The following is a 15,075-nucleotide window of genomic DNA, read 5'->3' on the forward strand; positions in this document are numbered from 1 at the left end:
ATAAAAATTTGTTTATGACCCTTATTAATCAAGCACAAGATTTTGTTTTTAATTTATTCAAAGATAAACTTTCTAAAGTTTATACCTATCATAATTTGAATCACACAATAGGTGTAGTTAAGGCTGTAAATATACTTTGCGAAAAAGAAAATGTAAGCCCAGTGGATACAGAAATTTTAATTCTGGCAGCCTGGTTTCATGATACAGGATATATTAATGGTTGTACGAACCATGAAGAATACAGTAGTGATATTGCTGCCGATTTCTTGAAAAAAAACGAAAAATCCGATGGATATATTGCAAAAGTTGCCGATTTAATCAAAGTCACCGTTAAGGAAAACGTGCCTCAAACACTTTTTGAAAAAATAATAAAAGATGCGGATTATTACCATCTTTTGAGTGAGGAATATAGCAATTCTTGTCAAGATTTGAGAAAAGAATGGGAAAACACAGAAGGAAAATCATTTTCGGATATAGAATGGAGTGCAGAAAACTTAGATTTTCTAAAAAATAAGCATCGTTTTTATACTGATTTTGCTAAAGAAAATTGGGAACCATTAAAACAGAAAAATATTGAACAAATTCAAAATATAATTGATTCAATTGAAAATAAGAAGGGTAAAAAAGTAAAAAAAGGTGCTAAAAAGAAAGATAATGAGGAAAAACCAGAACGAGGAATCGATACTGTTTTTAGAGTTACATTAGGAAATCACACTCGTTTGAGTGGCATTGCAGACAGTAAAGCTAATATTTTATTATCAGTAAATGCTATTATTATTTCGATAGCTCTTTCTACAATTATTCCAAAATTAGACAGCCCCAAAAATGCTCATTTGGTGATTCCAACTTTTATTATGATTATGTCCAGCGTAATTACAATCGTTTTTGCCATACTTTCAACTCGACCAAAAGTGACAAAAGGAATTTTTACCCGTCAAGATATTGAAGATAAAAAAGTGAATTTGCTTTTCTTTGGTAATTTCTATAAAATGCCTTTGGAAGAATACCAATGGGCAATGAACGAAATGATGAAAGACAGAGCTTATATTTATAATACAATGATTAAAGATTTGTATTTTTTAGGGGTTGTTTTAGAAAAAAAATACCGTTTATTGCGTATTGCTTACAACCTTTTTATGTTCGGTATTGTACTTTCGGTGATTGCTTTTGTAATCGCTTTTAAAACTACCGGAGCTTAATTCAGTTCATCTAATAAATCCTGATAGGAATAATTTTTAGTTTCAGAATTTAAAATGTCATTTACAACTTTTACTCGAATTGCTCTTAAACCGGACACGCCTTGTAATTCTTCAACTTCAAATTGCTCTATTGTTGGTTCTAATATTTTCTTGAATTGCAGGTATTTGATGTATTTTAGATATTCGGTTTCCTCGGTTTTGTGAGAATACACAATAGTGATTTTTTCTTTTTGTGTAATTCGTTCTTTGGTTCCTTTAATATTCGCTTTATCAATTCGTTTTTTGACTACTTCGTAGCGTGCATTGTAAGTTCCGTCTACATCAAATCGTTTTTCATCCATTCTAAATCGTATAGAAATAGGCGAACTAAACACTAAAATCAAGGAAGTTACCTCTAATTCATACGGTAAAGAGGATTTGAGTTGATGGTGTTCCAGTTCCATTTCGCACAAAGTTTGCAACTGCCATAACCTTAAATTATTAAGATATAGCATATCAAAGGTCTGATTTGGCGTAATTGACGCGCCAATATACAGGTTGTGTTCAACACCATCGGTTTTAAACCGTTCGTAATAATGAGGATAAATTTGTTGTGCTTCGATTTGTTTTTTATCCAAAATGGTCGCCAGTTTTTTATTGATAATTGACATGGCACTATCAAATTTCTTTCTGGAATGATAAAACATACCCGACTTTTCATCCAGACTTTCAAAATAATTTTGTTCTAATGCTTTTCCAATCGCATTGGTTTTGGTATTCCTTAAAATCGGATGAATTTCATTAGCGATATAATTCTGAATTTGTTGTTCCGTATCTGCTTTTAGTGGAAAATCAAGTTCTTTACAAAAGGATTCTAATTCAAATTTTCGTTGCTCCAGTAAAATAAGATTTGTAGTCGATTCTTGGTTTTCAAAGATTTTTACCAGCGTAGACAATTGGTTTTTCAAATCTTCTTTTACCGTTTCATTTCTATGTTCAGAGGAGCCTTTAATGTCTATTTGCCCATACAAAGGATAGACTTCCTTGAACACGATTTCTTTAAAAATATAGTCTTTATTTTGATTGTTCGTCTGGAAATATTTGCTTGCTTCTCTGCGAAATTTCCAATATACACTAGAATGAATAGCGGTATATTCCCGCTGAATTATGGCTTCAATCTGATTCTGCATGTCTGTATTATAGCGTTCTACCGTATCTACCAGATAAGGTAAAATCAAATCAAGTTTAACCGCATTGATGCTGTTTAGTTCTCTGGGACTGGCCGAAACAAGTTCTACAACACCTAAAAGAATATCATTTTTTATAATTGGTGCAAAAATACAACTGTGAATATTTTGTTTTAATAAATGGTTTCCAAGAATTTCATTTCCAGCTTGTAAAGCAAATTTTTCAACATTAGAAATGCAGATTGGTTTTTTGTTTTCCAATAAATTTTCGAAAGAGCAATTCAAAAGAGCATTTTTACAATCTATTTCTTTTTCAAGCGGAAGAATAAAACTTGCTGACGGTTGACCATTAAAAATAGGTTTTATAAATTTATTTTCTTCTTCATTATAAAAAAGATATCCTCCTTTTAGATCCGCTATTTTAAATATGGAACGGAAAATAGCTTCAAAGTTTTCGTTTAAGGTTATTTTTTCTTTTTCAGATTTCAAAAGATTACTTTTCAATTTAGAAATAGCACTTTCTGTTGTTGAATCAAAAAGACTTACGATACCAAAACCTTTTAAAATCCAACTTTCGTTAGGAAATTTTTCTTTCCATAGATCAATATTTTCATAATTGTCTATCAAAAAATCAATCTCATCCTGAGTCAGTTTAGGTGCTTTTTCTGTTGGAATAATTTCGATAAAATCAGCATTATACAAAATTCGATATTGATTCATTATCGCTTTTGCATTTGGAATCTCGTAGAATAAGGGTTTGTTAAAATCAATTTTTTGATCATAAAATGCATTCAAAATCAACGTGCAACTCATGACATAAAACTGGTGTTCGTCAAAATCACGAATGGCCATATCAAAACTGATACCTGCATCAGCCACAATTTTTTTTAATCTTTCGGTATAATTGAAGCTGAAATTTTGAAACGGAATAGTAACTGCTTTAATTTCGTTATTTGTTAAAGCTGTTGGAAATAAGTCAGCCAATAAATGTTTGATTAATGTTTCGTTCTCTAAAATCAGATTTAAATCCTCAACACCGCTTCTAAACTCCGGGAAAGGAGCTATTTCCTGCAATAATGCTTTAGCATAATTTGAGCGATAATCGACATTTGTTGCTGCAATCTCCTCAAAATTTTCAATAAGTTTATGAAATGAAATTAAAGTTTTGAATGGGCTGTCTTTAAAAAAATTATGATTCATTTTTGCGGGGTATTAGAAAATCAAATTTACAAATAAACCCAATTTCACGTGTTTGTTTTTATTTTTATTTTAAAAAATAATCCCCAACTACAGTTGTAATTGAGGATTAGGAATCGTGTTTTTTTTAATTTAAATATTAACTTTTTTCTTCTTTATTAAAATAAACTAAGTAGTAATACATTTGTTTTTCTTCGTCCCATCCTTTTTCAACAAATTTCTCTGCACTTTCAGGGTTGATAAAATCCATTTTTATCTGTATGTGCGTATCTAAATTAATCACGTTTTTGATTGATTTTCTTGCATCAGAAACTGCGGCATTTGCAATAGGGAAAGTAGTTACATCCTCAATGCTGTATTTTTCGCCTTTATCTATTTTGTAGTTTTTAAATTCCGGAATCAAATCAGGATTGTCTAAAACTTCATTCAAGAAATTGGTTTCTTCAAATTGGTCATTTTTGGCAAAATAATTTACAGAACGATTCATGAACATTACTTCTTCTTTCTTGTCTTCGGCAGGAAAAACGACGTCTTTGGCAAAGTTCTGACAGAATTTCAGATATTTTTTGGTGATGAAATTTTCATCCTCGAATGCATCAACACATAAAAAATGTTCCAACCAATATCTGGCATCATAACGATTGCTGTCTACGGTTAAGATTTTGTATCCTTCTTCTTTTTTGTAATTAAAAATCAAACACCCTTTGTCTAATTTATTCAAGCTCACTCCATGTTGCAAAATCATTTCTAAATGCGTTTCTTTTTCTTCAAATTGTAAAAAGTCCGCTTGAATTTCACTTTTAAAAATCCCAATCGCATCTACAACCGTGTTGTCAATATTTACATTAGTCAAATACGTAATATAAACTTCACCATTCTTGATGTGCGGATGATTTGATTGTTCAAATAAATGTTTGGTGATTTTTTTTGAACCGTCGTGCAACGTATTTGGATTCTCAAAAATTTCTGTAGCAAACTTAAACATATCATTGTAGTCTAAATCTACTTCGTGTGCAAATTGAAAATAATTTTCTTCTTTTTCCCGAAAAGGCTTCAAGAAAAATTCTTTCATCAGCGGTACAATTTCATCATTTAAATTGAAAGGTTGTTCTGATAAAAAAATAGCTTCGTTGCGGCTTTTGTTTCCAACGCGATGTATGGATAGCGTCTCGATGTGGGTGTTGAATAAGTTGATCATTTCTTTATTTTTTTTATTTTAGATGAAAAAGCCAAGATAAAAGAGGAATGTGAAGTCTTTTATCTTGGCCCTTGATTCTTAATTTCTTAATTTTCTAATTCCAATTTTCTTCAAATCCGTAATCTTCAAAGCTGTCGTCGCCCTCAAACATATCAAGGTCTTCTTCGTCTATATCATCTTCAAATTCTCCGTAAATATCGTCATGCATGTCCGCTTCAAAGTTTTTCTCCATAGCTTCATCAGGCATTTCTCCGTGTGAAAAAATAGTTTCCGGATACATATTTCCTGCAATAGGATCTTCAATAGCGGCTAGTTCAACCAGAAATGTCCACATGTTGATGAAATCATAAACGTAGATAATTTTGGTATTTTGTTCATCTAAAATATCAGACAATTGGTAATCGCTCATGACTTTTTGTTCACCTGGTATATCACCGGTATCAAAAAGCGAAATTTCATCTTCCTGATTCCAAGTTTCATCACAAGTGTAGAAAGAAGCGACTTCCATACCGTCAAAACCAAAAGAATTGAAGATTGCATTGTGTAAATCTTCTAAAGTGTCTTCTTCAAGAATGGCAATGTCTCTAAAAACATCTTCTTCTGCATCCAGAATTACTCGAAATTTATAAACCATAATCTTTGTTTTTATTGAAAAGCCAAAGGTAAAATTTAATTTTGATTTAATTTTTCAGATTGTTGATTTGTTGAAAAGATTATTCAGGTAATTGTATCAGTTTTGAAAACTGCCCGAATTCTCTTTTTTATTTTATGATACTTTTTATGATTTGGATATTGTCTTTTCGAAGTCATATTATTGAAAATTAACGCTGCTAAAAGTAAAATCAACACACCAATTAGTACCGGAGATAATAGATAAGTATATCCAAGCGCTTTTATTTTATCGGAACCAATAATAGCGATAAGAGCCGTTGCGCCTCCCGGCGGGTGCAAAGTTTTGGTAATTTGCATCAAAACAATAGAAAGTGAAACTGCCAATGGAGCCGCAATCCAAATAATATCAGGAACTAATTTGTGAACGGTAACACCTATAAATGCAGAGATTAAGTGCCCGCCAACCAAGTTTCGGGGTTGCGAAAATGGACTTTGGATAATACCGTAAACTAACACACTCGATGCGCCAAAAGAGCCAATTAAATACACCGCATCATTTCCTGAAAAATGGATAGATTGGATATAAGCTAATATTCCGATAGCAACAAATGAACCTATGAAAGCCCAGAAATGCTCTTCAAAGTCAACTAAAGTCTCTTTATAAAGAATATATTTTGTTTTACGATAGCTTCGTTTTATTTTCTGAATTGGCATAGATTATTATTATTTTGATAAACTGGGAGAATAGGAATAAACGGTAAATGGACAGATTAATTTTGCTGTATATTTTGAGATGAGACAAACCGCTAAAATGGGAATAAATAACGTGTAATCATTCGTTAATCCGCAGACTAAGAAAATAGCAGTAAAGGGAGCGTGAATACTGGCGCTCAAAACAGCTGCCATACCAATGACCATAAAGTTAACAGGAATTACATTTGCGTTTAAATAGGTGTTTAAAATCAGAGCAACCAGCAATCCTAAAAAAGCACCAATGAAAAGGCTTGGCGCAAATACTCCTCCGTCGCCACCAGAAGCAAGTGTTATTGAAGTTACAATTGGTTTCAAAAGTATAATTCCAATAAAAGTAAATGCCAATGAAAAAGATAACGGGATTTCATTTGAACCTGCAAATAAAGTTTTGATGGCATGATAACCTTCGCCATAAAGTTGAGGAAAAATAAATAAGGAAATACTCAAAAGGAGAGAACCTGTAAGGATTTTGAAATATTGAACTTTTATTTTTGAAAATTGGGATTTGAAAAACAGCACACAACGCGTGAGATAAACTGAATTTATTCCGGCTAAAATTCCCAAAAGTATAAAATAAGGAATCGCTCTTAGATGCCAAGTTGTAATCGTTACTATAAATAAAGGCTTTTCATTCAGTAAAAAAACAAGCCCGAAAGCTGTTGCAACAGCAATTAGATTACTGATTAAAAAAGCACGGGTTACTCTTTTTGAAATAACCTCTAATGCAAAAAGTATTCCTGCAACGGGACTGCTGAATAAAGCTGTTATTCCTGCTGCAACTCCTGCGCAAATCAATTCTGTTTTGTATTGTCGGAATACGTTTTGTTTTCGTTGCGCTACAGCCCCTATTGTAGCTGAAGCGACAACTGTAGAAACTTCAATTCCTGTTGAGCCTCCAAAAATTACAGTTAGTAATCCGTTAATGAAATGAGATGGAATTTTATAAAGTGGTAGATTTTTAGATGTAGAATTTGTGCTTTCAAAAACTTCCTTAATACCTTTATTTTCTTTTTTTCTAAAAAGATATTTGCGAAGGAAGTAAATGATTGAAAGTCCAAAAACAGGAAATAAAATAAAAAACAGCGGATTTGATTCCGTTTGATTAAAAAAAATATCCTCGTAATATTCTGTTATTTTTTTTAACGAAATTCCTAAAAATGCTGAAAGAAACCCAATTAGAATGGAGACAACAATAAGTTTTTGCCATTTAATTCTTAGGTAATTTTTTTTAATCCAAGTGGTGTTATTCATTTTAAAATAAGTTAACTCTCCATTGATCAAAGGCCTTAATAAAACAATTTGTCAGAGTGTTACAAATTTAAATAAACAAATTTAAAATGAAATTAAAAAAGGAGTTTTTTATCTTTTTTGTGGTTTTGGTCTTAATTTTAAGATTTTACAATTCAAAATTCTTTTATTTTTCATAAAATTCTATTGGTAAATCATCTGGGTCGGCAATAAAAAAATAATTTTTCTGTGTATGAATATCCATTCGGATTTCTTCCGCATTAATGTTTTGTGAGGTAAAATAATTTCTAGTTTCCTGAATGTTATTTACTTCAAAAGCTAAATGTCTAAGTCCGGTTGCTTCTGGTGCGGAAACTCTTTTTGGAGCATTTTTGAACGAGAATAATTCAACAATAAAAGTACCGTTTAGTGCCAAATCTAATTTGTAGGATTCTCGTTCTTCCCTGAAAATTTCTTGAACAATCGTCAAACCTAAAGTTTCAGTATAGAAGTGCTTTGATTTTTGATAATCGGAACAAATAATGGCAATATGATGGACTTTGTTTATAGAAAGCATGGTTGGTCGTTTAGAATTGTAATTTTATTTTTCGGAGCATAACCCAACAATTTCATGAAAAATATCATGCACTTCGTTTAAGGTTTTTGTTATTTCCGCATTTGTAGTTTTAGCCAGAATCATTTCGTGTAAACTTTTTGTTTTCAATTGCAGTTTTTTGATGGATTCAAGCATTGCTTCAGTTTTGAATTCTGTTGGAATTGTTGCAGTTGATAATGCAGTTGCTTTTTGAACCATTTCCTCAGAACGCAATTTAATAGGTTCTAGATTTCCTTCTTCAGCAGGATGAAAGGTTTGCGAAATTACCTCGTGAAATGTTTTTATGGACTGCCACTTCTCAAAAGTAGATTGCGCCGATGTAGTATTTGCGATAAATAGAAGTGCAAAAAATGTAATTACCTTAAAGATTTTCATAGCATATTATTTTTAGGGGTTTAAAACAAAAATAAGGTTTTATTCGTTTAGTTTCCGAATCACTTTTGCAGGATTTCCTACAGCCAATGAATTGTCTGGAATATCCTTAGTCACCACAGAACCAGCCCCGATAACGCAACCGTTTCCGATGGTTATACCCGGACAAATCACAGTGTTTCCGCCAATCCAGCAGTCGTTTCCAATGGTTATTGGTAGCGCATTTTCAAGCGTTTTTCTCAGTTCAGCATCAAGCGGATGGGTTGCTGTGTATAATTGAACTCCGGGTGCAAAAAACACATTAGAACCTATTGTTACTTTGGCACAGTCTAAAACAACACAATTTACATTGAAATATACATTTTCTCCACAACTGATATTGTAGCCGTAATCACAGAAAAAAGGAGGTTCAATATAGAGATTTGGTCCGGCATTTGGAATTAATTCTCGGAGTATTTCGCGGGCTTTTTTGGTAATTCTATATTCAATGACGTTTAATCGATGCAGTAAATTTTTCGACCTTCGTCTGTCTTTTACCAAAACAGGATCGCCTGCCAAATAATAGTCTCCCGCAATCATTTTTTCTTTTTCTGTATTCATAATAAAAGGTCATTTTAGTAAAAGGCTTCAAAAGTAAAAATAGCGCATCCTTTTCTTTTTTGAAATAAAATAACAGAAATTTATTATTCTAAAAAAAAACTTCTGTTTTTAAAGCGATTATTTCTTTACAAACAGAAGGTTTTTTAAACTGATTTTTAATTATTGTACAGATACCACTTTTCCGGTATGAATGTCATATAACATCGGAATTACTTTGATTTCTTTTTGATTTAGGAATTCATTTTTCAAAATTAAGTTTGCAGAATGCTTGATATTTGCAATAACACATTCTTGTAAATGAGCTTTGTGTGGTCTTGGCACTTTATTCTCTTCATCTTCCGCTTTCAGGGTGTTAATAATGTCTTCGATGTGGTCGTGTTTTAAACTTTTGGTTTCAGTTTCGGCTGTGACATTTTCGACAAAAGCTTTTACAGCACCACATTCGGTATGCCCAAGCACAATTATCACTTTGGTTTTTAAATGTTCCACTGCATATTCGATGCTTCCCATATCTAAATCCGAGATTAAGTTTCCGGCATTTCGCACCACAAATAAATCGCCTAAACCTTGATCAAAAACAATTTCGGGACTTACGCGACTGTCTGAGCAAGTAATTACGACTGCAATGGGGTGTTGGGCTTTTTCGTTGTTTAAAATAGCATCTTTATTTTGATGCGGATGAAGTTGTTTGTTGTCTAAAAAGCGTTTGTTCCCGTTGGCCAGTTTTTCAATGGGATTGGTAGCGTTGTCTTCATTAATTTGTTCTTTACAGCTTGATAAAAAAAGGCTAACAAGCAAAAAGCTAATGTAAAAGGGTTTCATTTTTTTTAAAGTTTTAGTTACGTTCAAATTTAAGGATTTTGTACGTATTGGCTTGGCTTTGCGCAGTAGTAATAGCCCTTTTTTTGTACCGAAAAGGATATTTATAAATGGTCTGAATAAAGTTAAAAAGAGTGCTTGTTTTTTACAAATGAAAGAGAAAATATGAGGGAATCACAATTCATCCTACAAATTCAACAGTTCGGTAATGCCTTTTTCTCGTTTATGTTTTTGTGGAAGATATTTGCTTCATCAAAACCGAAATATTATGAAGACTATTTTTACTCTTGCTGTTCTTTTTTACTCGATTACCATTTTTTCGCAAGCGACACTTTCGGGTAAAGTGGTTGATGAAAAAGGAAAACCTGTTGCAGGAGCCAATATTTATTTAGAAGGTACTTATGACGGAACTTCCAGTGACGAAAAAGGAGATTTTAATTTTAGTACGACGACAACCGGGAATCAAATTTTGGTAGTGAGTTTCTTGATTTATGAGACTTCAAAAATGGAGATACAGGTTGCTGATTTTCAAAATAAAACAATCAAATTAAAAGAAAGTGTAACGGCGCTCGATGCTGTTGTTGTTACAGCTGGAACACTGGAATCTGGTGAAAAAGCGAGAGTTTCTGTTTTGAAACCATTAGATATAGTCACTACCGCAGGTTCTGCAGGAAATATTATTGCGGCTTTGCAAACGTTGCCGGGTACGCAAAATGTAGGGGAAGACGGAAGGCTGTTTGTTCGTGGTGGTGAGGCAAATGAAACTCAAACATTTGTAGATGGTATCCGGGTAGCGCAGCCGTATGGTGCCAGTACTAATAATGTACCAACACGCGGGCGTTTTTCACCGTTTTTATTTAGCGGAATGGCTTTTTCAACTGGTGGATATTCTGCAGAATATGGAGAGGCTTTATCGAGTGTTTTGTTGTTGAATACACAAGATGAACCGGATCAAAATAAAACAGAAGTATCTGTAATGACGGTTGGTTTGGGAGTTGGTAATACTCAAAAATGGAAAAAAAGCGCTTTGAGTGTAAATACCGCTTACCTTAATTTAGCTCCGTATCAGGCTGTAGTTCCTCAAAATGTAGATTGGAACAGCCCGTTTCAATCTTTGTCCGGAGAAACGGTTTATCGCTACAATTTCAACAACGGAATCCTGAAATTATACGCTGCTTTTGATGCCTCAAAATTTGATATTAATCAAGAAAATAGTAATTCAGAAGAAAAAATCAGAGTTAATTTAAACAACAATAATTTCTATTTTAATACTTCTTATAAAGGCGTTTTTGGAGACAATTGGCAAATTACTTCGGGTTTGAGTTATGCTTTAAGTAAAAATAAAATAGATATTGATTCAGATGTTGTTGCTAATGATGAAAAAGCGGCGCATTTGAAATTAAAATTGAAAAAAAGTTTCTCAGATCGATTCAAATTGTCCTTTGGAGCTGATTATTTTACGACTCATTTCAATGAAAATTTCAAAGAAAATCTAGGAACAATAAATACCAGTGGATACAACTCAAACATCGCTGCTTTTTATACTGAAGCTGATGTTTTCTTTTCTAAAAAACTGGCGGCAAAAGTAGGTTTAAGAGCTTCAAATAATGATTTGTTAGGGGAAACGGCTATTTCTCCAAGAATTTCATTCGCATACAAAGTGGCTAAAAATAGTCAGTTTTCATTGGCCTACGGAGATTTTACACAAACGCCGTCGGTTGATTATATCAAATATGCTAAATTTCATCAGTTTGAGAGCGAAAAAGCGTCGCATTACATTGTGAATTTTCAATATAATGAAGCAGGAAAAACCTTTAGAGCCGAAGCATATTACAAAGACTACAGCAATTTAGTGCAATATGATACGCCGTCTGTTCAATATAATTCTGTTTTTAGTAATGGCGGTTCCGGCTATGCGAAAGGATTGGATTTGTTTTGGAGAGACGGAAAATCAATTCAGAATTTAGAATATTGGGTTTCCTATTCGTATATCGATACGGAGCGACTGTATAAAAATTTTAGCGCCCAGACAACGCCAAGTTTTGTCGCCGATCATAGTTTATCTGTTGTCACTAAATATTGGATTTCGGATTTGAAATCACAAATCGGATTCACTAATTCCTACAGTTCAGGACGTCCCTATAACAATCCGAATGAAAATCAATTTATGAACGAAAAAACAAAATCATACCATAATTTGAGTTTTAATTGGGCATATTTGTTGTCCTCACAAAAGATTTTGTATTTCTCCGTTTCTAATGTTTTGGGCAGTCAAAATGTATTTGGCTATGATTACGCGAAACAACCGGATGCGACAGGTTTTTATAAAAGGACTGCAATTACGCCTACTGCGGATCGCTTTTTCTTTGTTGGTTTCTTTTGGACTATCAGCAACGACAAAAAAGACAATCAACTTAAGAATCTTTAATTCTATTCAGAGTTACTGAGGGTTTTATAACTTTCTGCAGTAATGACAATTCATCTCTCAAAAATGACAGTTCAGTAAGTATAAATTTTAAAAGTTGAAAAGCAGACATACTTTTGAAGTATAATTATTTGAAGTTTCAATCATCAAAATAACTAACATTTAAAACCTAGAAATCATGACAAAAATTAGTATCGCAATCGCATTTTTTATTTGCAATTTGTTATCCGCACAAGGACAGTTTGAACAAGGAATGGGAAAAGCTTTCCAGTTATGGGGAGAAGGAAAAAGCACCGAAGCTTCAGATGTATTTGAAAGAATCGCCGCAGCCGAAAAAACGAGTTGGTTACCCAATTATTATGTTGCATTAGTCAACACTACTTCGGCTTTTGGAACAAAAGATAAAGATAAAATAAACCTGTTGTTGACCAAAGCGCAAAATGCATTGGATACAGAAATGGTTAAAGACCAGAATAATGCAGAGCTTTTGGTGTTGCAAGCAATGATTTATACGGCTTGGGTTGCTTTTGATCCAATGACTAACGGACAAAAATTATCAGGAAAAGTGATGGAATTGTATGGAAAAGCTCAAGTAATTGCGCCTGAAAATCCAAGAGTTGTTTTTGGGAAAGCCGAATTTGAAATAGGTGCAGCCCAATTTTGGGGAACCGATACTAAACCAATGTGTGCTCAAATCGAAAAAGCTATCGGACTTTTTGCTACTTTTAAACCTGAAACGCCTTTTTCTCCAAAATGGGGTTTAGAACGAGCGCAAGAAGCACAGAAAAACTGTAAGTAATTTAGCTATTTTAATAAAATAATTCCTAAGATGAAAAATGATTATGTAAAAGAATTTCCAAGAGCGTTTTTTATTGGCTTAAGTATCTTTGGGTTGCTTAATCTAATTCAGATTTTGAACGGAGGAAGTGTTTCTTTTGATGAACATTTAAAGTTAATGTTTTTGTATACAATGCTTTATAGTTTTGCGTTGCATATCGCCAATACTTATTTATTTATCTCATTAGATAAAATTTTTGTCAACGAAAGATTTTCAAAAAAGAGAATATTTATTGGTTTTATTTCTTCGTTTTTTCTTTCACTATTTGTTATTTTTCTGTTGAGACTTTTTATCTCGGTTTTAATTAAAAAACAGTCTTTTACCGTTTTTGTTGCCAATGAAAGCGCCTCAGATTATATTGTGGCTTCTGTTTTTACTTTTGTGGTGTTGTTGATTGTTCATTTTATTTATCTCTATAAAGGATATCAAGAGAATAAAGTCAAGGAGCAAAAAATCATAGCAGGAACCGCAAATGCTAAGTTCGAGAGTTTAAAAAATCAAATAGATCCTCATTTTCTTTTTAACAGTTTAAATGTTTTGAGTTCTTTAATTGAAGAAAATCCTGAAAATGCGCAACGATTTACCACTTCATTATCAAAGATTTACAGGTATGTATTGGAACAAAAAGATAAGGAATTGGTTACTGTTGAAGAAGAGCTTTCTTTTGCTAAAACATACATGAATTTGCTAAAAATGCGTTTCGAAAACAGCTTGTTTTATGAATTACCAACTGCTTTTCATAATCCTGAAGCTAAGGTTGTGCCGCTTTCATTGCAGCTTTTATTAGAAAACACAGTAAAGCACAATGTGGTAAGTGAACAAAGGCCGTTGCATATTCGCATTGAAATTGAAGGGGATTATTTAGTAATTCAAAATGATTATCAAAAGAAAGAAGTATTACAGGAACGTCAAGGTGTTGGTTTGCAAAATATCATCAATCGCTACGGAATTATTACTAAAAGAAAAGTGCTGATAGCGCAAAACGAACAAACATTCACCGTTAAAATACCCATTTTAACCAAACAAATTACGGTTATGGAAACCAGTACAGATTACAATTCAAATAACGCTTATTTCAGGGCAAAAAAAAGAGTGGAAGAGTTGAAAGGGTTTTATGGAAACCTAATTTCGTATTGTTGTGTAATTCCAATTTTGATTTTCATAAATCTTACATATATGCCACAATTTCAATGGTTTTGGTTTTCGGCAGCTGGTTGGGGTTTTGGTTTAGTGATGCATGCTTTCAAAGTATTTGGATACAGTTCGAACTGGGAAGAAAGAAAGATTCAGGAGATTTTGAGTAAAGAAGACACTAAAAAAAGTTGGAAATAATGTTTAATAGAAATGTAAAACAGGCATGATGGGAGATAACTTTGAAAATGAAGAACGCTATTTTAAAGCGAAAAAAAGAGTAGAAGAGATTAAAGGATTTTACGGAAATTTGACCTCGTATGTAGTGGTAAACTGTGTTTTATTTGTTATAAATATGGTTACGTCACCACAATATTTATGGTTCTTTTGGCCATTGTTAGGCTGGGGAATTGGGGTTGTTTTTCACGGGATTAAAGTGTTTAATTACATGCCATTTCTGGGAAAAGATTGGGAAGAAAGAAAAATTAAAGAATTTATGGAAAAAGAGGAACAAACAAAGTCCTCTTGGCAATAACTTAAAAATAAATTACAATGGGAAGATTGAGAAAACAGCGATTAGAACGCTTTCAAGCAGAAGGTTTTAATCCGGATGAACGCTATGAATTAGCGTATAAAAGAGTAAAAAGAATCAAAGGATTTTACATTCATGCATTGGTTTATGTTCTTGTGAATGCTTTTATTCTGATATCAAGCTTTAATAAATGGGAAGGTGATACGGTTTTTTGGCAGTGGGAAACGTTGAATACGGCATTGTTTTGGGGAATTGGATTGGCTGCTCACGGATTATCTGTTTTTGGTAATGCTATTTTCTTTGGTCAAAACTGGGAAGAAAAGAAAATTCAAGAATTGATGGATAAAGATAAAAGTGAAAAATGGGAATAGAAATTTAGTCGTTAATCAA

Annotated in this window: 15 protein-coding genes; 6 read left to right on the forward strand and 9 right to left on the reverse strand. The window is 32.7% G+C overall.

Annotation, left to right across the window (positions count from 1 at the left end; translation table 11 throughout):
• Window positions 1-14 precede the first annotated feature (14 nt).
• Window positions 15-1,199 carry a Pycsar system effector family protein gene (locus O6P34_RS09170; RefSeq protein ID WP_269684207.1) on the forward strand — a complete coding sequence of 395 codons (1,185 nt, stop codon included), beginning with the start codon at window positions 15-17 and terminating at the stop codon, window positions 1,197-1,199.
• On the opposite strand, the gene O6P34_RS09175 is transcribed toward O6P34_RS09170, so the two are convergent.
• The 9 genes from O6P34_RS09175 to O6P34_RS09215 form a co-directional block, all read right to left on the reverse strand.
• Window positions 1,196-3,565 carry a GAF domain-containing protein gene (locus tag O6P34_RS09175; protein ID WP_269684208.1) on the reverse strand — a complete coding sequence of 790 codons (2,370 nt, stop codon included), beginning with the start codon at window positions 3,563-3,565 and terminating at the stop codon, window positions 1,196-1,198. The two genes, O6P34_RS09170 and O6P34_RS09175, sit on opposite strands and share 4 nt — an antisense overlap.
• 136 nt (window positions 3,566-3,701) lie before the next feature.
• A complete protein-coding gene (locus O6P34_RS09180; protein ID WP_269684209.1) occupies window positions 3,702-4,760 on the reverse strand; it encodes a nucleoid-associated protein in 1,059 nt (352 codons plus the stop codon).
• 94 nt (window positions 4,761-4,854) lie between these two features.
• Window positions 4,855-5,394 carry an IS1096 element passenger TnpR family protein gene (locus O6P34_RS09185; protein WP_269684210.1) on the reverse strand — a complete coding sequence of 180 codons (540 nt, stop codon included), beginning with the start codon at window positions 5,392-5,394 and terminating at the stop codon, window positions 4,855-4,857.
• A gap of 83 nt (window positions 5,395-5,477) precedes the next feature.
• Window positions 5,478-6,086, reverse strand: coding sequence for an HPP family protein (locus O6P34_RS09190; RefSeq protein ID WP_269684211.1), 609 nt, complete (start codon window positions 6,084-6,086; stop codon window positions 5,478-5,480).
• 9 nt (window positions 6,087-6,095) lie between these two features.
• Window positions 6,096-7,376, reverse strand: coding sequence for a chloride channel protein (locus tag O6P34_RS09195; RefSeq protein ID WP_269684212.1), 1,281 nt, complete (start codon window positions 7,374-7,376; stop codon window positions 6,096-6,098).
• 163 nt (window positions 7,377-7,539) lie between these two features.
• A complete protein-coding gene (gene gloA2 / locus O6P34_RS09200) occupies window positions 7,540-7,929 on the reverse strand; it encodes an SMU1112c/YaeR family gloxylase I-like metalloprotein (protein WP_269684213.1) in 390 nt (129 codons plus the stop codon).
• Window positions 7,930-7,953: 24 nt separating this feature from the next.
• Window positions 7,954-8,343, reverse strand: a complete 390-nt coding sequence (locus O6P34_RS09205) for a hypothetical protein (RefSeq protein ID WP_269684214.1) — start codon at window positions 8,341-8,343, stop codon at window positions 7,954-7,956.
• A gap of 39 nt (window positions 8,344-8,382) precedes the next feature.
• On the reverse strand, window positions 8,383-8,940 hold the full coding sequence (locus O6P34_RS09210) for a sugar O-acetyltransferase (protein ID WP_269684215.1): 558 nt from the start codon (window positions 8,938-8,940) through the stop codon (window positions 8,383-8,385).
• Window positions 8,941-9,099: 159 nt separating this feature from the next.
• Entirely contained in the window at window positions 9,100-9,762 is a 663-nt protein-coding gene (locus O6P34_RS09215; RefSeq protein WP_269684216.1) for a carbonic anhydrase, read from the reverse strand.
• 265 nt (window positions 9,763-10,027) lie between these two features.
• Here O6P34_RS09215 and O6P34_RS09220 point away from each other — a divergent pair, with 265 nt between their 5' ends.
• From O6P34_RS09220 to O6P34_RS09240, 5 genes are all read left to right on the forward strand, one after another.
• A complete protein-coding gene (locus tag O6P34_RS09220; RefSeq protein ID WP_269684217.1) occupies window positions 10,028-12,187 on the forward strand; it encodes a TonB-dependent receptor in 2,160 nt (719 codons plus the stop codon).
• A gap of 175 nt (window positions 12,188-12,362) precedes the next feature.
• A complete protein-coding gene (locus O6P34_RS09225) occupies window positions 12,363-12,983 on the forward strand; it encodes a hypothetical protein (protein ID WP_269684218.1) in 621 nt (206 codons plus the stop codon).
• 30 nt (window positions 12,984-13,013) lie between these two features.
• Window positions 13,014-14,354 carry a histidine kinase gene (locus tag O6P34_RS09230; protein ID WP_269684219.1) on the forward strand — a complete coding sequence of 447 codons (1,341 nt, stop codon included), beginning with the start codon at window positions 13,014-13,016 and terminating at the stop codon, window positions 14,352-14,354.
• Window positions 14,355-14,382: 28 nt separating this feature from the next.
• Window positions 14,383-14,688 carry a 2TM domain-containing protein gene (locus O6P34_RS09235; protein ID WP_269686749.1) on the forward strand — a complete coding sequence of 102 codons (306 nt, stop codon included), beginning with the start codon at window positions 14,383-14,385 and terminating at the stop codon, window positions 14,686-14,688.
• 17 nt (window positions 14,689-14,705) lie between these two features.
• Window positions 14,706-15,056 (forward strand): 2TM domain-containing protein, encoded by a 351-nt coding sequence (locus O6P34_RS09240; RefSeq protein ID WP_269684220.1) that lies wholly within the window; start codon window positions 14,706-14,708, stop codon window positions 15,054-15,056.
• Window positions 15,057-15,075: the final 19 nt, after the last annotated feature.

The sequence above is a fragment of the Flavobacterium lacustre genome, assembly GCF_027474525.2.
GTDB classification, from domain to species: domain Bacteria; phylum Bacteroidota; class Bacteroidia; order Flavobacteriales; family Flavobacteriaceae; genus Flavobacterium; species Flavobacterium lacustre.